General features: G+C 66.5%; 16 protein-coding genes and 1 pseudogene. 8 read left to right on the forward strand and 9 right to left on the reverse strand.

The window, feature by feature from the left end:
- Positions 1-112: 112 nt before the first annotated feature.
- From mmsA to MMF96_RS19895, 4 genes and pseudogenes are all read left to right on the forward strand, one after another.
- Positions 113-1,657 (forward strand): multiple monosaccharide ABC transporter ATP-binding protein, encoded by a 1,545-nt coding sequence (gene mmsA / locus MMF96_RS12485; RefSeq protein ID WP_176618251.1) that lies wholly within the window; start codon positions 113-115, stop codon positions 1,655-1,657.
- A 17-nt stretch (positions 1,658-1,674) separates the two neighbouring features.
- A complete protein-coding gene (mmsB, locus tag MMF96_RS12490; RefSeq protein WP_256883716.1) occupies positions 1,675-2,943 on the forward strand; it encodes a multiple monosaccharide ABC transporter permease in 1,269 nt (422 codons plus the stop codon).
- Positions 2,944-2,993: 50 nt separating this feature from the next.
- Positions 2,994-4,094, forward strand: coding sequence for a sugar-binding protein (locus MMF96_RS12495; RefSeq protein WP_176618249.1), 1,101 nt, complete (start codon positions 2,994-2,996; stop codon positions 4,092-4,094).
- 117 nt (positions 4,095-4,211) lie between these two features.
- Positions 4,212-5,039, forward strand: a pseudogene (locus MMF96_RS19895) (Gfo/Idh/MocA family protein); the annotation flags it as partial.
- A 276-nt stretch (positions 5,040-5,315) separates the two neighbouring features.
- Here the strand turns inward: MMF96_RS19895 and MMF96_RS12505 are convergent.
- From MMF96_RS12505 to MMF96_RS12530, 6 genes are all read right to left on the reverse strand, one after another.
- Positions 5,316-6,023, reverse strand: coding sequence for an ABC transporter ATP-binding protein (locus tag MMF96_RS12505; RefSeq protein ID WP_371130882.1), 708 nt, complete (start codon positions 6,021-6,023; stop codon positions 5,316-5,318).
- On the reverse strand, positions 6,016-6,903 hold the full coding sequence (locus MMF96_RS12510; protein WP_176616130.1) for an ABC transporter ATP-binding protein: 888 nt from the start codon (positions 6,901-6,903) through the stop codon (positions 6,016-6,018). Before MMF96_RS12510 ends, MMF96_RS12505 begins: the two co-directional genes overlap by 8 nt.
- Positions 6,900-8,117, reverse strand: a complete 1,218-nt coding sequence (locus MMF96_RS12515; protein ID WP_176616131.1) for a branched-chain amino acid ABC transporter permease — start codon at positions 8,115-8,117, stop codon at positions 6,900-6,902. The genes MMF96_RS12510 and MMF96_RS12515 overlap by 4 nt, the downstream gene beginning before the upstream one ends.
- Positions 8,114-9,130, reverse strand: a complete 1,017-nt coding sequence (locus MMF96_RS12520) for a branched-chain amino acid ABC transporter permease (RefSeq protein WP_176616132.1) — start codon at positions 9,128-9,130, stop codon at positions 8,114-8,116. Before MMF96_RS12520 ends, MMF96_RS12515 begins: the two co-directional genes overlap by 4 nt.
- A gap of 132 nt (positions 9,131-9,262) precedes the next feature.
- A complete protein-coding gene (locus tag MMF96_RS12525; protein ID WP_256883735.1) occupies positions 9,263-10,477 on the reverse strand; it encodes a branched-chain amino acid ABC transporter substrate-binding protein in 1,215 nt (404 codons plus the stop codon).
- Between the two features lie 339 nt (positions 10,478-10,816).
- Entirely contained in the window at positions 10,817-13,036 is a 2,220-nt protein-coding gene (locus MMF96_RS12530; protein ID WP_256883717.1) for an NADP-dependent isocitrate dehydrogenase, read from the reverse strand.
- A gap of 169 nt (positions 13,037-13,205) precedes the next feature.
- Here MMF96_RS12530 and MMF96_RS12535 point away from each other — a divergent pair, with 169 nt between their 5' ends.
- Positions 13,206-13,712, forward strand: a complete 507-nt coding sequence (locus MMF96_RS12535; protein WP_176616135.1) for a ferritin — start codon at positions 13,206-13,208, stop codon at positions 13,710-13,712.
- 451 nt (positions 13,713-14,163) lie between these two features.
- Here the strand turns inward: MMF96_RS12535 and purH are convergent, their stop codons facing one another.
- A complete protein-coding gene (gene purH / locus MMF96_RS12540) occupies positions 14,164-15,828 on the reverse strand; it encodes a bifunctional phosphoribosylaminoimidazolecarboxamide formyltransferase/IMP cyclohydrolase (protein WP_256883718.1) in 1,665 nt (554 codons plus the stop codon).
- A 76-nt stretch (positions 15,829-15,904) separates the two neighbouring features.
- Here purH and MMF96_RS12545 point away from each other — a divergent pair, with 76 nt between their 5' ends.
- A complete protein-coding gene (locus MMF96_RS12545; protein WP_256883719.1) occupies positions 15,905-17,452 on the forward strand; it encodes a glycoside hydrolase family 3 N-terminal domain-containing protein in 1,548 nt (515 codons plus the stop codon).
- A gap of 62 nt (positions 17,453-17,514) precedes the next feature.
- Here MMF96_RS12545 and MMF96_RS12550 read toward each other — a convergent pair whose 3' ends face one another.
- Complete coding sequence (locus MMF96_RS12550; RefSeq protein WP_176616138.1) at positions 17,515-18,462, reverse strand: DUF559 domain-containing protein; 948 nt, start codon at positions 18,460-18,462, stop codon at positions 17,515-17,517.
- A 154-nt stretch (positions 18,463-18,616) separates the two neighbouring features.
- Positions 18,617-19,495: a MurR/RpiR family transcriptional regulator gene (locus MMF96_RS12555; protein WP_176616139.1), complete on the reverse strand. Its 879-nt coding sequence runs from the start codon at positions 19,493-19,495 to the stop codon at positions 18,617-18,619.
- 130 nt (positions 19,496-19,625) lie between these two features.
- On the opposite strand from MMF96_RS12555, the gene murQ reads away from it, so the two are divergent.
- Both murQ and MMF96_RS12565 read left to right on the forward strand, forming a co-directional pair.
- Positions 19,626-20,615, forward strand: a complete 990-nt coding sequence (gene murQ, locus MMF96_RS12560) for an N-acetylmuramic acid 6-phosphate etherase (protein ID WP_256883720.1) — start codon at positions 19,626-19,628, stop codon at positions 20,613-20,615.
- A gap of 22 nt (positions 20,616-20,637) precedes the next feature.
- Complete coding sequence (locus MMF96_RS12565; protein WP_176616140.1) at positions 20,638-21,714, forward strand: serine hydrolase; 1,077 nt, start codon at positions 20,638-20,640, stop codon at positions 21,712-21,714.
- Position 21,715: the final 1 nt, after the last annotated feature.

The following is a 21,715-nucleotide window of genomic DNA, read 5'->3' on the forward strand; positions in this document are numbered from 1 at the left end:
GCCAACCGGGTTGAATCTCCTAAGTAACAATTTTTGCTCTACCTCTTCACGCTCGGCACACAGCGGGTGTGGCGTACCGACAAAGACGTCTGTCTTGGAAAGCGAAACGCACATGCCGTCCGCAAACCCCATCATTCTTCAGATGCGATCCATCACCAAGGAATTTCCCGGCGTCAAGGCCCTGTCCGATGTTTCCATTGCTGTCCGTGCCGGCGAGATCCATTCCATTTGTGGTGAGAACGGCGCCGGCAAGTCCACGCTCATGAAGGTCCTCTCCGGCGTTTACCCCTTCGGCAGCTACGGCGGGGAGATCGTCTTCCAAAACGAAGTGTGCGAATTCAAGGACATCCGCGCCAGCGAAAACGCCGGAATCGCGATCATCCACCAGGAACTGGCCTTGATCCCCGAGCTGTCCGTCATGGAGAACATCTTCCTGGGGAACGAGCCCACCCGGTTCGGCGTGATCAACTGGGCCGAGGCCCGGCTGCGTTCCGTGGAGCTGATGGCCCGGGTGGGGCTGGACGAGGATCCCGACACCCCCGTGAAGGAGATTGGCGTCGGCAAGCAGCAGCTGGTGGAAATCGCCAAGGCCCTGAACAAATCGGTCAAGCTGCTCATCCTTGACGAGCCCACCGCGGCCCTGAACGAATCCGACTCCCAGCACCTCCTGGACCTGATCCGGGGGCTGAAGGGCAAGGGCATCAGCTGCATCATGATCTCCCACAAACTCAACGAGATCGAGCAGGTCTCCGATTCGATCACCATCATCCGCGACGGCAAGACGATTGAAACCCTGGATGTCAAGGCCGACGGTGTCGACGAGGACCGCATCATCAAGGGCATGGTGGGCAGGACCCTGGAATCCCGGTTCCCGGACCACACGCCCCAGATCGGCGAGGTGTTCTTCGAGGTCAGGAACTGGACCGTGGCCCACCCGCAGATTGCCGACCGCCTGGTCTGCAAGAACTCCAGCTTCAACGTCCGCCGCGGCGAGATCGTCGGATTTGCCGGCCTCATGGGTGCCGGGCGCACCGAACTGGCCCGCTCCCTCTTCGGCCGCTCCTACGGCAACTACGTCTCCGGGCAGATCATCAAGGACGGGAAGGAAATCACGCTCCGCAACGTCCCCGAGGCCATCAGGCACGGCCTGGGCTACGTCACCGAAGACCGCAAGACCCTCGGGCTGAACCTGCTTGACGACATCAAGACCACCACCGTCGCCGCCAACCTCCCCGCCATCTCCAAGCACACCGTCGTCGACCTTGACAAGGAATACGCGGTGGCCGAGCAGTACCGCAGGCAGCTGCGCACCAAGACGCCCAGCGTGGACGAGGGCGTGGCCAAGCTTTCGGGCGGGAACCAGCAAAAGGTGGTCCTGGCCAAGTGGATGTTCACCGACCCGGACCTGCTCATCCTCGACGAACCCACCCGCGGGATCGACGTCGGCGCCAAGTATGAGATCTACGGAATCATCCAGGCCCTGGCCAGCCAAGGCAAGGGCGTCATTGTCATCTCCTCCGAGCTGCCGGAACTGCTGGGCATCTCGGACCGCATCTACACCATTTTCGAGGGCGCCATCACCGGCGTGCTGAACAAAGACCAGGCCAGCCAGGAATCGCTGATGAAGCGCATGACCGCTGTCAAGAAATCTGCCTAGACCCAGGGAAGAAAACCATGAACGCCATCAAACAACTCTTCGGCGGCAACACCCGCCAATTCGGGATGATCTTCGCCCTCGTCGCCCTGGTCCTGTTCTTCCAGTGGCAAACCGGCGGTGTGATCCTCACCCCGGACAACGTCATCAACCTGGTCAACGGCTATTCCTACATCCTCATCCTCGCCATCGGCATGGTGCTGGTCATCATCGCCGGCCACATTGACCTTTCGGTCGGTTCCGTCGCCGCGTTCGTCGGCATCGTGGTGGCGCTGACCATGCAGGACTGGGGCCTGCCCTGGTACATGGGCATCGTCGTCGGGCTGGTCCTGGGTGCCGTCATCGGCGCCTGGCAGGGCTTCTTCGTCGCGTACGTCGGCATCCCCGCCTTCATCGTCACCCTGGCTGGCATGCTGCTCTTCCGCGGCGCCAACCAGTACTTCGGCAAGTCACTGACCATCCCCGTCTCCGCCGACTTCCAGTACATCGGTGCCGGCTACCTGAAGGAAATCGGGCCCGACACCGGCTACAACAACCTGACGCTGCTCCTGGGCTTCATCGCCGTCGCCGCCCTCATCTGGGGCGAACTGCGCAGCCGCCGCAAGGCCGTGGCACTCGGCGCAGATGTCAAGCCGCTCTGGGTGAGCATCACCCGGCTCGTCATCCTGTGCGCCGTGGTCCTCTATGTCACCTACCTCTTTGCCACTGGCCGCCCCGGCACGTCCTTCCCGGTCCCGGGCATCATCCTCGGCGTCCTGGTCCTGGCCTACGGCTTCATCTCGGCCCGCACCACCATCGGCCGCCACATCTACGCCGTCGGCGGCAACCGCCACGCAGCCGCCCTCTCCGGCGTCAAGAGCAAGCGCACCGACTTCCTCGTCATCCTCAACATGTCCGTGCTCGCGGGCCTGGCCGGCATGATCTTCGTGGCCCGCTCCAACGCCTCCGGCCCGTCCGACGGCGTCGGCTGGGAACTGGACGCCATCGCCGCCGTCTTCATCGGCGGTGCAGCCGTCACCGGCGGTGTCGGCACGGTGGTCGGCTCCATGATCGGCGGCCTGGTCATGGCCGTCCTCAACAACGGACTCCAGCTCATGGGCGTCGGCTCGGACATGACCCAGATCATCAAGGGCCTGGTCCTGCTCGCCGCCGTGGTCTTCGACGTCTACAACAAATCCCAGGGCAAGCCCTCCTTCATCGGACACATGATGAAGCGCCTGGGCGGCCGGGACAATCCGGACCTTGCGGTGGCAGAGCCCCTCAAGGACGCCGTCAGGGTCGAATCCTAAAAACTTCCTGTCAAGTCATCACTTCACGAACCCAACAGAAAGCGAACCCCATGTTCAAGCTCAACAAGGCTGCCAAATCCATGGCAGTGGTCCTGGCGGTCTCCGCCCTGGCACTGACGGGCTGCGGCCGCGCGGCAACCCCGGCAGCCTCCTCCAGCGGCGGTGCTGCCGGCTTCGCGGCCGGTTCGCTGATTGGCGTGGCCCTGCCCCAGAAGACCAGTGAAAACTGGGTGCTGGCGGAAAAGCTGTTCAACGACGGGCTCAGCCAGGCCGGCTTCAAGGGCGACGTCCAGTTTGCCAACGGTGGCGTGTCGGAACAGCAGAACCAGATCAGCTCCATGGTCACCAAGGGTGCCAAGGTCATCATTGTCGGCGCCATCGACGGCGCCCAGCTGGGCACCCAGCTCAAGCAGGCCAAGGATGCCGGCGCCACCGTCATCGCCTACGACCGCCTCCTGCTGAACACCCCCAACGTGGACTACTACGTCGCCTACGACAACTTCAAGGTCGGCGAACTGCAGGGCCAGGCCCTGCTGGACGGCATGAAGGCCAAGAAGCCCAACGGCCCGTACAACATTGAGCTCTTTGCCGGCTCCCCCGATGATGCCAACTCCAAGGTCTTCTTTGACGGCGCCATGAAGGTCCTCCAACCCAAGATCGACGACGGCACCCTGAAGGTGGTCTCCGGCCAGAAGACGTTCCCGCAGGCCGTGACCCAGGGATGGAAGGCTGAAAACGCGCAGAAGCGCATGGACTCCCTTCTGGTCGGCAGCTACAGCAGCGCTTCCCTGGACGGGGTCCTCTCCCCGAACGACACCCTGGCCCGGGCCATCATCACGTCCGTGAAGGCTGCCGGCAAGCCCATCCCGACCGTCACCGGCCAGGATTCCGAGGTTCAGTCCGTCAAGTCCATCATGGCCGGGGAGCAGTACTCCACGATCAACAAGGACACCACGGCCCTGGTCAACCACGCCATCGACATGGTCAAGGGCCTGCAGAAGGGCACCAAGCCGGAGATCAACGACCCGACCTCCTACAACAACGGAGTCAAGGTTGTCCCGGCATACCTGCTGGTTCCCAAGATTGTCACCAAGGCCAACGCCGCCGAGCAGTACGCCAATGACAAGGTCCTGGGCCCGCTGACCAAGTAGCCCGGCACCCAAGGCACCAACGCCGCAAGGGCCCCGTCCGCCGTCGTCCATCACGACGCGCCGGACGGGGCCCTTGCCGTGTTCCCCCACGCCCGCGGCAACTGGCAGAATGGCGCCATGACCATTCCCCGCTTTGTTGCCCGCCCCGACTGGTACACCTCGGCCAACCCGGAAACACTCGCCGCGACGGGAACCCCGCTGCGCTGGGGCGTGGTGGCCACCGGCAACATTGCCACCACCGTCACGGGGGACCTGGCCCTGCTTGAGGACGCCGTGCTGCAGGCCGTGAGCTCGCGCCGGGAGGCGGGTGCGGCGGCCTTTGCCGAAAAGTTCGGCTTTGCCACCCACTATTTCGACGGCGGCCACGACGGACCGGGTGCCCCGGGCCACCTCCAGCTGGTGCAGGACCCGGACGTGGACGTGGTGTACATCGCGACCCCGCATGCCCAGCACTACGACATCGCCCGCGCCGCCCTGGAACATGGCAAGCACGTCTTGTGCGAAAAGTCCCTCACCATCACGGCGGCCGAAGCCCGCTCCCTGGTTGAACTGGCCCGTTCCCGGCAGCTGTTCCTCATGGAAGCCGTGTGGGCGCGGTTTGTCCCGGGATTCCAGCGGGCGCTGGAGATTGTGGCCGCCGGCGAGATCGGCGAGGTGAAGTGGGTCCGGGCGGACCTGGGATTCCCGGCCCCCGTGGATGACACCGCCCGCATCTGGGCCCCGTCAGCCGGCGGCGGCGCACTGCTGGACATCACCGTCTACCCGCTGTTGTGGGCCTGGGCGACGCTGGGGAAGCCTGCCGCCGTGTCCGCCACGGGCGAGCTGACGGCGCTGGGCGTGGACGCACAAAACTCCCTGTCACTGGGCTATCACAATGGCGCCCAGGCCCAGCTGATGAGCTACCTCGGCGCCCACGGACCCCGGGTGGCAACCGTGGCCGGCACCAAGGGCTTCGTGGAAACCGTGGGCTCGGTCAACAACCCCAAGGCCCTGCGCATTTCCGTGGGTTGGGGCAGCGAACGCACCGAGACGTTTGAACACCCCGGCCGCGGCTACACCTACCAGCTGCGCGAGGTGACCCGCTGCATCCAGGCGGGCCTGACCGAAAGTGCCACCATGCCGCTCGCTGACAGCGTGGCCGTCATGGAACTCTTCGACGAGGCCCGCCGCCAGCTTGGCGTCAGCTTCGCACGCCCTCGAAGGTTAACTTCCGTCAGCGGGTCAGCCGACGCCCAGGTAGGCCTCCTTGATGGCCGGGTTTGCCAGCAGTTCCTTGCCCGTGCCGCTGTGCGTGATCTCCCCGGTCTCCAGCACAAAGGCCCGGTGTGCCCGGGCCAGGGCCTGGTTGGCGTTCTGCTCCACGAGCAGCACCGTGGTGCCCTGGGTGTTGATCTCGGTGATGATCTTGAAGATCTGCCGGATGAACTGCGGGGCCAGCCCCATGGAGGGCTCGTCAAGCAGCAGCAGCTTGGGCCGGGACATCAGCGCGCGGCCGATGGCGAGCATTTGCTGCTCGCCGCCGCTCATGGTGCCGCCGAACTGCTTTTGGCGTTCCTTCAGGCGCGGGAACAGCGTGAACACGCGGTCCAGGTCCTCCCCGACGCCGCTGCGGTCCTTGCGGCCGAATGTCCCCATGTCAAGGTTCTCCAGGACCGTCATGGCCGGGAAGATCCCGCGGCCTTCCGGTGCCTGGGAGATCCCCTGCACCACCCGGATGTGGGCCTTCATCTTCGTGATGTCCTCCCCCATGAAGGAGATGGATCCGCCGGAGGGGTTCAACAGCCCGGAGATGGTCTTCATGGTGGTGGTCTTGCCTGCGCCGTTGGCACCGATCAGGGAGACGATCTCCCCTTCGTCCACCGTGAAGGACATCTCCTTGATGGCCTGGATCCGCCCGTAGTGGACGGAAATGTTTTTCAGCTCAAGCAAAGTCATCTTCGGGCTCCCCTAGATAGGCGGAAATGACCTTGGGGTCTTCCCTGATCACGGTTGGGACGTCGTCGGCAATTTTCTTCCCGAACTCCAGCACCACAATCCTGTCGGTCACCCCCATGACCAGCTTCATGTCGTGCTCAATCAGCAGGACCGTGTAGCCGTCGTCCCGGATGGTGCGGATGAGCTGCATGAGCTCTTCCTTTTCCGCCGGGTTGAAGCCGGCGGCCGGCTCGTCGAGGCACAGCACCTTGGGGTCCGTGGCGAGGGCCCTGGCGATCTCCAGGCGGCGCTGGCTGCCGTACGGCAGGTGCCGGGACAGCGTGGCGGCCTGGTCGGCGATCCCCACAAATTCCAGCAGGGCCATGCCCCGCTCGATCGCCGTCTTCTCCTCCTGGACGTGGCGGGGCAGCCGCAGCAGGGCGCCGATCACGGAGGTCTTGTGCCGCGCGTCGAGCCCCACCACCACATTTTCCAGGGCGGTCATCTCGCCGAACAGCCGGATGTTTTGGAAGGTGCGGGCCAGCCCGGCCCGGGTGATCTTGTGCTGCTTCATGCCGTTGAGCAGCCTACCCTCGAGCAGCACCTGGCCGCCGGTGGGCTTGTACACGCCGGTCATGGCGTTGAAGCAGGTGGTCTTGCCGGCGCCGTTGGGCCCGATCAGCCCCAGGATCTCCCCCCGCTTGATGGTGAAGCTGATGTTGTCCAGCGCCAGCAGGCCGCCAAACTTCATGGTCAGGTTCTTCACCTCGACGAGGTCGTCCCCGACACTGACGGCAATTTCGCGTTCCGGCGCGGCGGCCTCGGCCACCTCCGCCTCGACGCCGGCAACCTCGGTGTCCGCATGCCGGCCGGTTGCTTCCGTTGACTCGCTCATGAGGAGGCCTCCTTCCCCGGCCCGGGCTTGGCCTTGGCGGCCTTGGCATCGGCGGACGCCCGCACCGCGGCATAGGCATTGCGGCCATAGGCCAGCAGCTGTTGCCGGGCGGCCAGCAGCCCGTGCGAACGGTAGATCATGATCAGGACGAGGGCCAGGCCAAAGATCAGGTACTTGTAGTCGGCGATCGCCGTAAAACGCAGCGGAATGTAGGCCACAAGGGCCCCACCGAGGATGGCGCCGACCTTGTTGCCCGCCCCGCCCAGCACCACGGCGGCCACGAACAGCACGGAGGTGACGACGTCGAACTTCTGGTTGTTCACGAAGCCGACCTGCCCGGACATGAGGGCACCGGACAGTCCGCCCACGCCGGCGCCGATGGCAAACGCCCATACCTTGTACTTGAAGGTGGGGACGCCCATGGTCTCGGCAGCGTCCTCGTCCTCGCGGATGGCGATCCAGTTGCGGCCCACCCTGCTGCGTTCCAGGTTGCCGGCAAGCAGCAGCACAATGATCAGGATGGTCAGGGTGAGCCAGTACCAGGGCGTGCCGTTGGAGTTGGCAAAGATGGGCACGCCGCTGGCATCCGTTCCCGGCGGGTGGCCGACGTTTTGGAAGCCGACCTGGCCCTTCATGGCCGGGATGATCGTGGCCAGGATGCGGACAATTTCACCGAATCCCAGCGTGACGATGGCCAGGTAGTCCCCGCGCAGGCGCAGCGTCGGAACGCCGAGCAGCACGCCGAAGAACATGGTCACCGCCATGGCCACCGGAAGGGTCCACAGGTAGGGGATCTTCAGGAAGGTGGAGTCGGAACTGGTCAGCATGGCCGTCACGTATGAGCCGACGGCAAAGAAGGCAATGTAGCCCAAGTCCAGGAGCCCCGCATAGCCGATCACGATGTTCAGCCCCACGGCCACGAGCGCCCAGACGGCCATGGTCTGGCAGGCCAGTGCAAAGTCGTTGCCCGGTTCGGTGGAAATCAACGGCGGGTTGATGACCGGCAGCAGGTACGCCAGGATCACCACCAGGATCAGGAACGCCCACTGTTTTTGCCGTGGCAGCGCCTGCCACTTGTCGCCGAGGCCGCTGAACCAGCCCCTGCGGCGGGCTGCCGCGCTGGAGCCGGGCGGGAGCCCCACGGCCTCACGGTTTTCGGCCGCCTGGTCTCCTTTGGCGGTGTGAAGGGGTGTCGGCCCGTCTACCATGCTCATGCCTTGCTCCTTCCCAGCGAGGTGCCCAGGATGCCCTCGGGCCGCAGCAGCAGCACGAGCACCAGGACCACGAATGCAACAACGTCGGTCCACTGCGAGTTGCCCAGCAGGATCTGTCCGTAGTTGCCGATGAGCCCGAGGAGCAGGCCGCCGAGCAGCGCCCCCCGGACGTTGCCGATGCCGCCCAGGACAGCCGCGGCGAACGCCTTGATGCCCAGGATGAATCCGCCGTTGTACTGGACCCCGGAGGGGATCTTCATGACGTAGAACAATGCGGCCGCGCCGGCGAGGATGCCGCCGATCACGAACGTGGTGATGATGATCTTTTCCTTGTTCACGCCCATGAGCGTGGCGGTGTCCGGGTCCTGGGCCACGGCACGGATGCCGCGCCCGGTGCGGGACTTGCTGATGAAGCGTTCGGTGATGACCATCATGATCACGGCCGCGATGACAATGATCAGCTGCTGGTCGTAGATGAAGGTCCCGAAAACCTCAAAGATCGGCCGCGACCTGAACATGGTCAGGGCCGGTTCGGGGTTGGGTCCGCGGACCAGGAAGATCGTGTACTGGATGGTGAACGAGGCGCCGATGGCCGTGATCAAAAAGACCAGGCGCGGCGCGTTGCGTTTGCGCAGCGGTTTATAGGCCAGCCGCTCAAGCAGGAACGCCGTAAGCGCCGAGGCGCATATGGCCACGACAAGCGCCAACAGCAGGTTGACGATGATCGAGCCGATGGACAGGTTGGGTGCGGAGGGGCCGAAGCCGAGGAAGCTGAGCGTGAAAAACACGCCGTAGCAGCCCATGATGAACACTTCGGAGTGCGCGAAGTTGATCAGGTTGAGCACGCCGTAAACGAGGGTGTACCCGAGGGCCACCAGGGCGTAGATGGAGCCAAACGTCAGCCCGTCAAAGGTGGCGGACCAAAAGTTCTGCAACAGCGAGGGAATATCAAAGGTGATCCACGAACTGTCGGAGGCGGATGCGGGGAGCATTGTTAGGAGGGTGGGAATCATTCGGACATCCTGATCTTGGCAGCGCCCATGGCTTCGGATGGGCCGGCCGCTGCCGGTAGAGCGAACGGGATAGGGTGGCACGCAAAGGCTGTGGGCCGGAGGTCCCCCGTCCCACAGCCTTGTGCGCCTGAATTACTCGCCGATGGCGCCGATCGGGACGATCTTGCCGTTTTCAACCTTGTAGCCGTAGACGGTCGGGGCCTGGAGCTCGCCCTTGTCATTCCACTTGTAGTGCTTGCTCAGCCCGTCCTTGTCGTAGGACTTGACCCAGCTCAGCAGCTTGGCGCGGTCCTGGTTGCCGGCGTCGATCCCTGCCAGCAGCACGGTGGCAGCGTCGTAGCCCTCGATCGAGTACGTGCCCGGTTCCATGTTGTTTGCTGCCTTGTAGGCAGATTCGAAGGTCGGGATCAACTCGCCCGGGATGCAGGGGCAGGTGAAGAACGCGTTGGCCGAGGCGTCGCCGGCCTGCTTGATGAACTGGTCATCCTTCAGGCCGTCCGGGCCGATGAACGTGCCGGTGAAGCCCTTGGCCACGAGCTGCTGGTCAAACGGGGCGCCTTCGGCGTAGTAGCCCGAGTAGAAGACCGCGTCGGCCTTGGCGTTCATGATCTTGGAGATCGTGGCCGAGAAGTCCTTCTGGCCGGTGGTGACCTTGTCGGTGCCGATCAGGGCCGAACCGAGTCCGTCCGAGGTGGTCTTGCCGAGGCCGATTCCGTAGTCGGAGTCGTCCTGGACCAGGTAGACCTTCTTGGCGCCGAGCTTGCCGGTGATGAACTTCGCAGCTGCCGGGCCCTGGACGGCGTCGTTGCCCAGGCCGCGGAAGAACGTGGTCCAGCCGTTCTGGGTCAGCGTCGGGTTCGTGGCGGCGGGGGTGATGTGGACCAGCTTCTGCTGCTCGAAGATGTTGCCGGTGGCCTTGGACTCGCCGGAGAACGGCAGGCCCACGACGCCGATGATGTCGGCTTCCTTGGTGGCCTGGGTGACGGGGCCGGTCGCCTTGTTCGGGTCGCCTTCGGTGTCAAACTTCTTGAACTGGACCTGGCAGTTGGCGTTGGCCTTGTTGTGCTGGGAGACGGCCAGCTGGACGCCGTTGAAAATGTTGATGCCCAGCTGGGCGTTGGCCCCCGTTTCGGCGCCAATGTAGGCCAGCGTGGTGGTGGCCGGGCAGGTGGCCTTGCCATTGCCCGCGGGCAGGACGGCGTCCTTCGGGGTTTGGATGGAAGTCAACGCGGGAATGTTGACGGTGGTGGAGCCTCCACCGGCGCTTCCGCTGCTCTGGGGTGCGGCCTGATTCGCACACCCTGCCATGAGCATGCCAAGGGTGGCGGCTGCTGCGAGGGTGGTCATCACTTGCTTACGGTACATAGATTCGCCTTCCGGACTATGTCGCAGAGTCCCGGTGGACGTCCTCGTCCCCCAGGTTTCCCTGCTCTTCACGAGATCTGACATTACCCGCAAGTATGTGGTCCGGGACACATTTAGCGTAAAGATCTGATAACGGACGGGAGAATTTTGCGGTGAACAGGGCGACGGCGGCGCTCGGGGACAATAAAAGCCCGCCTCCGGTGGGAGGCGGGCTTTTATCTTGCCTGCGGACGGTGCTTGGGCGGGGCGGTTTCAAGGTCCCGGCGGGCTCGACCGCCGGGGTTTGTGCCGGCTCGACCGGCGGGGTCCCGACCGGCGGATTTAGGCCAGGGTTTCGATGGCCTTGTTCAGCTTGGCGGACGGGCGCATGATGGCGGCAACCTTGGCTGCGTCCGTGCGGTAGTAGCCGCCCAGGTCGACCGGGGAGCCCTGCACCGCGAGCAGTTCGGCAACGATGGTTTCCTCGTTGTCCGTCAGGTCGGCGGCGACGGCGGCGAAGGCTGCGGCCAGTTCGGCGTCAACGGTCTGGGCGGCCAGTTCCTGGGCCCAGAACTTGGCCAGGTGGAAGTGGCTGCCGCGGTTGTCGATCTCGCCGACCTTGCGCTTAGGGGACTTGTTCTGCAGCAGGAAGGTGCCGGTGGCGCGGTCCAGGGTGTCGGCCAGGATCTGTGCCCGGGCGTTGCCCTTGGAGACGGCCAGGTGCTCAAAGCTGACGGCCAGTGCCAGGAATTCGCCCAGGCTGTCCCAGCGCAGGTGGTTTTCCTTGATCAGCTGCTGCACGTGCTTCGGTGCGGAGCCGCCGGCGCCGGTCTCGAAGAGCCCGCCGCCCGCAATGAGCGGGACGATGGAGAGCATCTTGGCGCTGGTGCCCAGCTCCAGGATCGGGAACAGGTCGGTCAGGTAGTCGCGCAGCACGTTGCCGGTGACGGAGATGGTGTCCTCGCCGCGGCGGATGCGCTCCAGCGTGAAGGCAGTGGCCTTCTCCGGGGAGAGGATGCGGATGTCCAGGCCCTCGGTGTCGTGCTCCTTCAGGTATTCCTTGACCCTGGTGATGAGGTTGGCGTCGTGGGCGCGGGTCTCATCCAGCCAGAACACGGCCGGGGTGGCCGAGGCGCGGGCACGGGTGACGGCAAGCTTGACCCAGTCACGGACCGGGATGTCCTTGACCTGGCAGGCGCGCCAGATGTCCCCGGGGGCAACTTCGTGCGAGATGAGCACGTCGCCGGCGGTGTTGGTGATCTGCACGGTGCCGGCCTCGTCGAGGACGAACGTCTTGTCATGGCTGCCGTATTCCTCGGCGGCCTGGGCCATGAGGCCCACGTTGGGGACGGTGCCCATGGTGGTCGGGTCGAAGGCGCCGTGGGCGCGGCAGTCGTCGATGGTCACCTGGTAGACGCCGGCGTAGCTGCTGTCCGGCAGGACGGCGAGGGTGTCGTGTTCCTTGCCGTCGGCGCCCCACATGTGGCCGGAGGTGCGGATCATGGCCGGCATGGAGGCGTCCACAATCACGTCGGAGGGCACGTGCAGGTTGGTGATCCCCTTGTCGGAATCGACCATGGCCAGGGCGGGGCCCTCGTCGTACCCCTTCTGGATGGCGGCTTCGACGCCGGCGCGGACATCGGCGGGCAGGGCGTCCAGGCCGTTGAGGATGGAGGCCAGGCCGTTGGCGGGGCTGAGGCCGGCCTTGGCCAGGGCGTCGCCGTAGTTGGCGAACAGGTCCGGGAAGTAGGCCTTCACGACGTGGCCGAAGATGACCGGGTCCGAAACCTTCATCATGGTGGCCTTCAGGTGTGCCGAGAGCAGGACGCCGTCTTTCTTGGCGCGGGCCACCTGGGCCTTGAGGAACTCGTCCAGGGCTGCAGCGTTCATGACCGTGCCGTCAACGATCTCGTCGGCGAGCACCGGGAATGAGTCCTTGAGCACGGTGACGGTGCCGTCGGTGGCGACGAACTGGATCTTGATTTTGTCGTCGGCCGGGATCACCACGGACTTCTCGTTGTGGCGGAAGTCGCCGGCGGACATGGTAGCCACGTTCGTCTTGGAATCCGCGGACCAGGCGCCCATGCTGTGCGGGTTGGCCTTGGCGTAGTTCTTGACGGAGAGGGGTGCGCGGCGGTCCGAGTTGCCCTCTCGCAGCACCGGGTTCACGGCACTGCCCTTGATCTTGTCGTAGCGGGCGCGGACGTCCTTTTCCTCATCCGTGGAGGGGTCGTCCGGGTAGTCCGGCAGTGCGTAGCCCTGGCCCTGGAGTTCGGCGATGGCGGCCTTCAACTGCGGGATGGACGCGCTGATGTTCGGCAGCTTGATGATGTTGGCATCGGGGTCCTTGGCCAGGGCACCCAGTTCAGCCAGCGCATCCTCGATCCGCTGGTCCTCGGCGAGGTAGTCGCCGAAGACGGCGATGATGCGGCCGGAGAGTGAGATGTCGCGGGTCTCGATCTCGACGCCTGCGGTCGAGGCGAACGCCTGGACAATGGGCAGGAGCGAATAGGTCGCCAGCATGGGCGCTTCGTCGGTGTGGGTGTAGATAATCTTGGCCATGGGTGAGGCGTCTCCTACAAAATTACAACGGTGGAATGCGAAAATGATTTCGTTTTCTTCCCCTCCAACTTACCCGAATGGGCCCCTCTGCCGTGTATCGGCGGGGAGGGGGCCTGCTTTGTGACCCGAACACCTGACAAGTCACCGCGCAGTAAGTAGCGTGGATCACATGGAACTCAAAGGGAAATTCGCAGACGCAGTCAACGACCAGGTCACCATGGAGCTCAAGGCCGCCATGGTGTACCGCCAGCTGTCCATCGAAATGGACTTCAGGAACCTGCCCGGCATGGCCAGCTGGTTCCTGATCCAATCCGGCGAGGAGCTAGGCCACGCGCAGAGGTTCACCGACCACATGGTTGACCGCGAGGCTTGCCCCAGGATTGAAGCCATCACGGCCCCCAATCTCACCATCAAGTCGCCACTGGATGCCTTCAAGGCCGCCCTGGACAACGAGCAGCAGGTCTCCGATTCCATTCGCAACCTGTACCGGATGTCCCAGGAAACGGGCGACATCGACTCGATCCCGCTGCTGAACTGGTTCATCAACGAACAGCTCGAAGAGGAGTCCTCCGTCAGTGAAATCATTGGCCGGATCAACCTGATTGGCGACGACGGCGACGGCCTCCTGCGCCTCGATGCCGAGCTCGGCACGCGCACGCCCGATCCGGACAAGTGAGCCGGGTTCCTTAAAGTACGACGGCGGCCGGGCGTTGACCTGCTGGTTCACGCGTTGCTGCACGGCCTGCTGGTGGGCACCATGGTGCACGTCCACTCCGGCATCCGGCCCGGATTCAGGCGCTGCCGCCGGATCCGACGGCCTTCCGCGCAGCCGGCGCACGACCAGCGCCGCCAGCAATGCCACCACAATGGGCGCAAGGACGCCCACCGCCACGACCACCCAAACTGACATCGTTCCCACTCCCCCGGTGGATTGCCGTCTTGATGTTGCTTTCCACACAGCATGCCATCCCCGACAGACATTCCCGGCATTGTGGCACTTAAAGGGCGCCACCGAATTTGATGGTGCACATAATGTGCGTCAGGCGCCCGACAGGTCACCGAAGCTGCACCACCGAATTTGATGCTTGCATTCGGTGGTGCAGCGGAAGCGCCCTGGGGCGATCAACTCAGTGGAAGAAGTGCCGGGAACCGGTGAAGTACATGGTGACGCCGGCCGCGTTGGCGGCCGCGATGACTTCCTCGTCGCGGATGGATCCGCCGGGCTGGACCACGGCGCGCACGCCGGCGTCGAGCAGGATCTGCAGGCCGTCGGCGAACGGGAAGAACGCGTCCGAGGCGGCAACGGAACCGACCGCGCGCCTTTCGGAGACGCCTTCGGCACCCGCTGCGCCGCCGGCGGCGTCAACGGTGGATTCCACCTGGACACCGAGCGTGTTGGCACGCTCCACGGCCAGCCTGCAGGAGTCAACGCGGTTGACCTGGCCCATGCCGATGCCGACGGTGGCGCCGTCCTTGGCGAGCAGGATCGCGTTTGACTTGGCGGCCCGGACGGCGGTCCAGGCGAATTTGAGCTCGGCCAGCGTGGATTCGTCGGCGGCGGGGCCTGCGGCGAGCGTCCAGTTGGCGGGGTTGTCGCCGTCGGCGTCGATCCGGTCGCTCACCTGCACCAGCATGCCGCCGGAAACCTGGCGGACCTCTGCCGGGTAGCGGCCGTAGCCGTCGGGCAGGGCCAGCAGGCGGACGTTCTTCTTCTTGGACAGGATTTCCACGGCTTCGGGTGCAAAGTCCGGGGCGATGACAACTTCGGTGAAGATGTCCTTCACGGTCCGGGCCATGCCGGCGGTGACGGTGCGGTTGGCGGCGATGACGCCGCCGTAGGCGGAGACGGGGTCGCAGGCGTGGGCCTTGCGGTGGGCGTCGGCGATGGGGTCGTCGGCATCCGCGGAGGCCACGGCCACGCCGCAGGGGTTCGCGTGCTTGACCACGGCCACGGCGGGGCCGTCGAAGTCGAACGCTGCGCGCAGGGCGGCGTCGGCGTCGACAAAGTTGTTGTAGCTCATGGCCTTGCCGTGCAGCTGGTCCGCCTGCGCAATGCCGGCCGGGGCGGCCTGGTCCACGTAGAGTGCGGCCTGCTGGTGGGGGTTTTCACCGTAGCGCAGCACCTCGGAGCGTTCCAGCGAGTAGCCGGCGTACGCGGGCCACTCGACCACGCCGTCGCCGTCCTCGTCCAGGAACTGGGAGGCCGTCCAGGACGCCACGGCGTTGTCATACGCCGCCGTGTGGGCAAAGGCGGCGGCAGCCAGGCGCTGGCGGGCGGCCAGCGTGAAGCCGCCTTCGGCCGCGGCAAGCACCACGTCGGCGTACTTGGCGGGGTCCACGACGACGGCCACGGACGGGTGGTTCTTGGCCGCGGCGCGCACCATGGAAGGGCCGCCGATGTCGATCTGCTCCACCACGGCGTCCTGCTCCGCGCCGGACTTCACGGTGTCCACGAACGGGTAGAGGTTCACCACCACCAGGTCAAACGGCTCCACGTGCAGCTCTTCAAGCTGGCGGACGTGGTCGGGCAGGCGGCGGTCGGCCAGGATGCCGGCGTGGACCATGGGGTGGAGGGTCTTGACGCGGCCGTCCAGGCACTCCGGGAAGCCGGTCAGCTCCGACACTTCGGTGACCGGGACGCCCGCGGCGGCAATCCTGGCCGCGGTGGAGCCGGTGGAAACGATGGCAACACCGGCGGCGTGCAGCCCCGTGGCCAACTCCTCCAGCCCGGTTTTGTCGTAGACCGAAATCAGGGCCCGGCGGATTGGAACACGGTTAAGTACGCTGGTCACAGAATTTTCTCCAGGGGTTGGTCGATGATGGCGACAGCTTGAGTTTATGCCACTACCACCGGGTAGGCTGTCAGCCATGGCCCTCCGTGACCCGCACCACTGCCCCGCAGCCGGCCTCAGCCGCCTGGTCAACGCCGTCATCTGGCCCGGTTTTGTGGGCGCCACGGTCCCCGGGTGGCTGGACCGGGCGTTGCGCGACGGGCTGGCCGGGGTGGTCTACTTCAGCCACAACATCGACCCCGACGTCCCCGGACAGCTCCCGGCACTCTCTGCCGCCATCCGGGCAGCCAACCCGTCCGCCGTCGTCGGCGTGGACGAGGAAGGCGGGAACGTGACCCGGCTCCAGTCACGTGGGGGCTCCGCCATTCCCGGCGCGGCGGTGCTGGGCGCCCTGGACGATGTGGAGGTGACGGCTGCGGCGGGGCGGGCGATCGGCGGCCTGTGCCGCGCCGCCGGGGTGAACCTGGCCATTGCGCCCGTGGCCGACGTCAACACAAACCCGCTGAATCCGGTGATCGGCGTGCGTGCCTTCGGTTCCTCCGCGGCGCTGGTCAGTGCGCACACTGCCGCCGCGGTGGCCGGGATCCAGGCGGCGGGCGTCGGAGCCTGCGCCAAGCACTTTCCCGGGCACGGTGACACCGTGGCGGATTCCCACCTGGACGTGGCGCGCGTGGAACTGACCCTGGCGCAGCTGCGCGAGCACCACCTGCCGCCATTCCAGGCCGCGTTCGACGCCGGCGTGGCCGCCGTGATGGGCGCCCACATCGTCGTGCCCGGGCTGGGCGACGCGCCGGCAACGTTGAACCCGCGGGCCGGGGCCCTGCTGCGCGACCTTGGCTTCGGGGGCCTGCTGGTGACCGACGCCCTGGACATGGCCGCGGTGCGGGTTACCGTCGGCCCGGGCGAGGGCGCCGTCCTGGCGTTGCTGGCCGGCGCCGACCTGCTCTGTGTCGGCAACCCGCTGAACGCCTACACCACCGGGCGCGACGACGAGGCCTGCTACACCGAGGTTTTTGACGCCGTGTACAGCGCCGTATCCTCCGGCCGCCTGCCCGTCGAGGTTTTGCAGGCGGCGGCCGGGCGCGTGGCGGCCTTTGTGCAGTGGTCGCAGGAGGCTTCCCGGTGCGGTGAAGGCGGTGCGTGCGAGGACGGAGAAGTCGATTGGGTGGACGTGGCGGCCCGGGCCTGCCGCGTGGACCCTGGGGCGGGGGCCGTGGCGTTGGCCGGTCCGGACGCCGTCGTCACGCTCGTTGACGCCCGCACCGCGCCGAACATGGCGGCCGGGGCCACGGACAACTTTCTCGCCACGGCGCTGCTGGAGGGTTACGAGGTCTGCGTCCCCGACGTGTCGCTGCTGAGCGCGGAGGATCTCTCCGACCTGGTCTCCGCCGCCGCCTCGCAGGGCGAGCCGGTGCTGGTGCTGGTCGATGCCCTGTCCTCGCCGATGCAGCAGGCCACCCTGGCCGCGGTGGCCGCCGTCGCACCCCGCGCCCTGTGCATCAACGCCGGACTGCCCCCCGAACCCGGCACCGCCACCGGCACCGCCCTGTCCACCGTCCACTGCCACGGCTTCAGCCGCGTCAGCGCCGAGGCCGTGGTCCGCCTCCTCACCCCTGCCCGCTGAGCAACTGGGTCGCACTTGTTACCGTTTCGCGGGGGAAAATCGACGATTTTCGGTAAGTAGTGCTACCCAGTTGGGCCGGGCTTGGGGCGCCAGCCGCGGCTTTGCAACGCCCGGCGGATTTTGCGCACCGCGGCCTTGGCGTCGTCCTTCATGTGTTCCTTGCCGATGCGGACCTCGATCCACCCTGCGGCCTCGTAGTCTTCCTGGCGGCGGATGTCGCGGACCTGCTGGTCGGTCCCGGCGTGGGTGCCGCCGTCGTATTCCACGGCAACCCGATAGCGGGGGAAGGAAGCGTCCGGGGTGCGCGAGCGGCCGCCCGCCAGCTCAACCCTGACGTTGATGTCCGGCTCCGGCAGGCCGGCGAACCCCATGGCCAGGCGGAGGTGCGTCTCCTGGGCCGAGTCCGAGCCAACGCGGGCCAGGTTGAGGGCGGCACGGGCCTTGCGGATGCCGGGGGTGCCCTTGTGGCGGTCCAGCAGGAGTTCAAGGTCCTTGCGCGTTGCATACGGTGCACTGCGTCCCTCGAACTCCGGGCGCGGAACACGGATCAGGTGGTCCGCCACCACCACCAGTTCCGCCACGCCCATTCGGCGCGCACAGTCCAGCCAGGTGCGGGCCCTTGTGGTAATCCACAGCCCGTTGAGGCATTCCACCTCGTCGTCGCGGAATTCGGTCCGGTGGCCGGTGACGCCGGTCCTGCGGGGAATGGCGTGCGGTTTTTGCCGCGCTATGTGAATCTTTTCCGGATGTGCCACCGGCAGGAACCCGGGGAATGCCCAGATGGCGAAGGCCGTGGCGTGCGAGGCCGCCGAGTACCCGGTGACGAACGTGTACGGCCGGGTCAGCAGGGCCAGGGGCAGGTCTTCGTCGCTGAAGGACTTGATGCCACGGCTCAGCCCGGCCACGTCGGCATGACGCAGGCGGCTGTAATTGACGCCGAGCTCGGCGGCCTGGCGGGTGGTGAAGGGCCCCGTCAACAACGCCGGCGGGACCACTGGCTGCTGGAACATCCTTCCATCATGGCAATTAGCGCGGGGCCGCGCAGAAAGTTATCCACAGGTGCCCCCGGTCCCACCATGTAGGTCGCAATAGTTGCAGGATTTGCCGGAAAAACGCCGCGAAATCGGTAATAAGTGCGACCCAGTTGGGGCCGGGGACCCGGGCTCAGGCGCGCGAGCCGCCGGTGTCGGTGCCCACGACCGCCTGGTGCGTGGCAGCAAGGGCGGCCACGGAGCGGTCGTAGCGGCGCTGGGCCACGGCAACGAACAGGCAGTCGACCACGGCCAGCTGGGACATCCGCGAGGCCATGGCCCCAGACCGGAAGGCCGTCTCGCGGACCATGGTGGCCAGGCACACGGACGCCTCGGCGCCGGCCGGGGATGCCGGCGCATTGGTCACCAGCAGTGCCGGAGCGCCCGACGCCCGCGCCAGCCGGAGGAATTCGACCACCGACGCCGTCTTCCCGCCGTGGGAAAACGCCACCGCGACGTCCCCGGCCGTCATGAGCGAGGCGCCCATCAGGGCATTGTCCGCGTTGCCGAAGGCGGACACGTTCAGCCCGATCCGGAACAGCTTGTAGCGCAGGTCCTCAGCCACCACGGCGCCGGCCCCCACGCCGTAAACATTGATCCGGCCGGCGGCAGCAACCAGCTTCACGGCCCGTTCCAGTGCCGCGAGGTCCAGGTTCCTTGTGGTTTCCTCCAGCCCCATGACCTCGGAGAAGCGGATCCGCTCCACCATGTCCGCAAGGGAGGTGCCGGGGCTGATGTCGTCGCCGAACGCGGGATCGCGCACCTCCGCGGCGGCTGCGCTTTCACGTCCCAGCTCGGCGGCCATTTCCAGGCGCAGCTGCGCATAACCGGCCAGCCCCACGGCCCGGCAGAACCGCACCACCGTCGGATCCGAGGTGGAGCACATCTGTGCCAATTCCGTCACCGTGTGAGACAGGACCACGGAGGGGTCGGCCAGGATGACGTCCGCAACCCGCGCGGCCGCGGGAGTCAGCGACGACCGTTTCGCGTAAATGACAGATTGAATGCTCAATGGGTCCTCCCGGCCGTGGTTCCCTCATTGTAGGGGCCTTCTGCCGCACAGTTGGTAAATAATTTACAATCGTTACAGAAGGCCGTAATCCGAACTACGGCCCACCCTATTGCTGCAGGGAAGGCGCGCCTTGACCACTTCCAGGACCACCCCGGGCCCCGTGCCGAACGCCGCCCCCGCCCCGGCAGGCCACCCCCAAGCCCCCGGGGACATCCGCGCCGAGTTGCGCACCCTCGTCACCGAGCAGCCCAACCCCGCCCACCCCGACCTGGCCGCCCTCAGCACCGCCGAACTTGCCGCGGCCATGAACGCCGAAGACGCCCTGGTCCCGGCAGCGGTGCAGCGCCACGTCCCCGCCATCGCAGCGGTCATCGATGAAATTTCCCACCGGATGTCCGACGGCGGCCGCCTCATCTACGTGGGTGCCGGCACCCCCGGCCGGCTCGGGGTCCTGGACGCCAGCGAGTGCCCGCCCACCTTCGGCACCGACCCGGCGCAAGTGGTGGGCGTCATTGCCGGTGGCGGCGCGGCCGTACGGCAGGCCGTGGAAAATGCCGAGGACAGCGCGGAAGCGGCGCAGCAGGCCATGGCTGCCCTGCAACTGGCCAAGAATGATTCGGTGGTCGGCATCGCGGCGTCCGGCCGCACCCCGTACGTCGTCGCCGCCGTCGCTGCCGCACGCCGCCGGGGCGCCTATACGGTGGGCTTTTCCTGCAACGAAAACTCCCCCCTTGGCGCTGCCGCGGACGCCGCCCTGGAGATCGAGGTGGGCCCGGAAGTGCTCACCGGCTCCACGCGGCTGAAGGCCGGCACCTGCCAAAAACTGGTGCTGAACATGCTCAGCACCATCACCATGGTCCGCCTGGGCAAGACCTACAAAAATTACATGGTGGACCTGCGCGCCACGAATGAAAAGCTCCGCGCCCGCAGCGCACAAACCCTGATGCAGGCCACCGGATGCGACTCCGCCACCGCCGCGGCGGCCCTCGAAGCCGCCGGCGGCCACGTCAAGGCCGCCATCCTCGCGGTCCTGACCGGCCTCCCCGCGGCCGAATCCGCCGCCCTGCTCGAACGCAGCGGCGGCTTCCTGCCGGCTGCCCTCGCCGCCGGGACCCCCTGAACCACGACGCCGGAGCCCACCCATGCCTGCACCTTACGAACGCCTGACCACGGAAATACGGCACCTCCTTGGCCGGGCAGTTGCGGACGGCGTGGCACCGGCGGCGGGCTGCGCCGTCGTGATTGCCGGGGAAACGCTGCCTGCCGTCACGGCCGGGACCGCCGCACCGGGCACCTTTTTTGACCTCGCCTCGGTGACCAAGCTGTTCAGCACCGTCACCATGCTGTCCCTGGTGGACGGCGGCCTGCTGGAGCTTGACACCCCGGTCGGGGAACGGCTGCCGGCCTACGCGCAGGGCGGGAAGGCCGGTGTCACGCTGCGCCACCTGCTCACGCACACCTCGGGCCTGCCCTCGGAATGGCGCGGCTGGGAAAGGACGCTGGCCCGGGGCCGGTCCTTTGAGCGCATCCTGCTCATCGACGACCTCCTCGGCACCGCGCTGGAGGCCGCGCCGGGAACACGCTTTGCGTATTCGTGCGCCGGCTTCAACACCGCAATGGCGCTGGCCGAACACGTTACGGCGATGCCGTGGGCACGGCTCGTCGAGGACCGGGTGCTGGCCAGGCTCGGCACGGACGGCATCACGGGCGCCCCGGATCCGCAGCGTTGCGCCCCCACCGAGTACCAGCCGGAACTGGGCCGCGGGCTGGTCCGCGGCATTGTGCACGACGAGGCGGCGTGGTCGCTCGGCGGTCTCAGCGGCAACGCCGGCATGTTCGCCACGGCCCCCGCGCTGGCCGTGTTCGGCGAGGCCCTCCGCACCGGCCTGGCCGGCATCCTCTCCGCCGGCCTGGCCGACGAGATGTGGCGCAGCCAGCTCCCGGAGGTGCTGGGCAGCCATTTCAACCCGGCCGACCCCGGCTTCGGCCACGGCCTGGGACTGCGCATCAACCAGCAGCCGTGGATGGGATCGGCCGGGCGCGACGCCCGCGGGCACGGCGGGTTCACCGGCACCTCCCTGCTGGTGGACAAGGAAAACGGAATCACGATTGCGCTCCTGAGCAACCGGGTGAGCCCCCGCCGGGACGGCGATGACGCGACGGGCCTGCGCCAGGCGGTGTCCGACGTCGTCTATTCTGGTAGAAGTGACTTTAACTAAC

Origin of the sequence: Arthrobacter sp. STN4 (assembly GCF_024539665.1) — a bacterium.
Classification (GTDB): Bacteria; Actinomycetota; Actinomycetes; order Actinomycetales; family Micrococcaceae; genus Specibacter.

Bases quoted from the DNA above. Each gene is read 5' to 3' on its own strand.
- mmsA (WP_176618251.1), top strand. From the start codon at position 113: ATGCCGTCCGCAAACCCCATCATTCTTCAGATGCGATCCATCACCAAG.
- mmsB (WP_256883716.1), top strand. From the start codon at position 1,675: ATGAACGCCATCAAACAACTCTTCGGCGGCAACACCCGCCAATTCGGG.
- MMF96_RS12495 (WP_176618249.1), top strand. From the start codon at position 2,994: ATGTTCAAGCTCAACAAGGCTGCCAAATCCATGGCAGTGGTCCTGGCG.
- MMF96_RS12510 (WP_176616130.1), bottom strand. From the start codon at position 6,903: ATGAGCGAGTCAACGGAAGCAACCGGCCGGCATGCGGACACCGAGGTT.
- MMF96_RS12515 (WP_176616131.1), bottom strand. From the start codon at position 8,117: ATGAGCATGGTAGACGGGCCGACACCCCTTCACACCGCCAAAGGAGAC.
- MMF96_RS12520 (WP_176616132.1), bottom strand. From the start codon at position 9,130: ATGATTCCCACCCTCCTAACAATGCTCCCCGCATCCGCCTCCGACAGT.
- MMF96_RS12525 (WP_256883735.1), bottom strand. From the start codon at position 10,477: ATGACCACCCTCGCAGCAGCCGCCACCCTTGGCATGCTCATGGCAGGG.
- MMF96_RS12530 (WP_256883717.1), bottom strand. From the start codon at position 13,036: ATGGCCAAGATTATCTACACCCACACCGACGAAGCGCCCATGCTGGCG.
- MMF96_RS12535 (WP_176616135.1), top strand. From the start codon at position 13,206: ATGGAACTCAAAGGGAAATTCGCAGACGCAGTCAACGACCAGGTCACC.
- MMF96_RS12545 (WP_256883719.1), top strand. From the start codon at position 15,905: ATGGCCCTCCGTGACCCGCACCACTGCCCCGCAGCCGGCCTCAGCCGC.
- MMF96_RS12550 (WP_176616138.1), bottom strand. From the start codon at position 18,462: ATGTTCCAGCAGCCAGTGGTCCCGCCGGCGTTGTTGACGGGGCCCTTC.
- MMF96_RS12565 (WP_176616140.1), top strand. From the start codon at position 20,638: ATGCCTGCACCTTACGAACGCCTGACCACGGAAATACGGCACCTCCTT.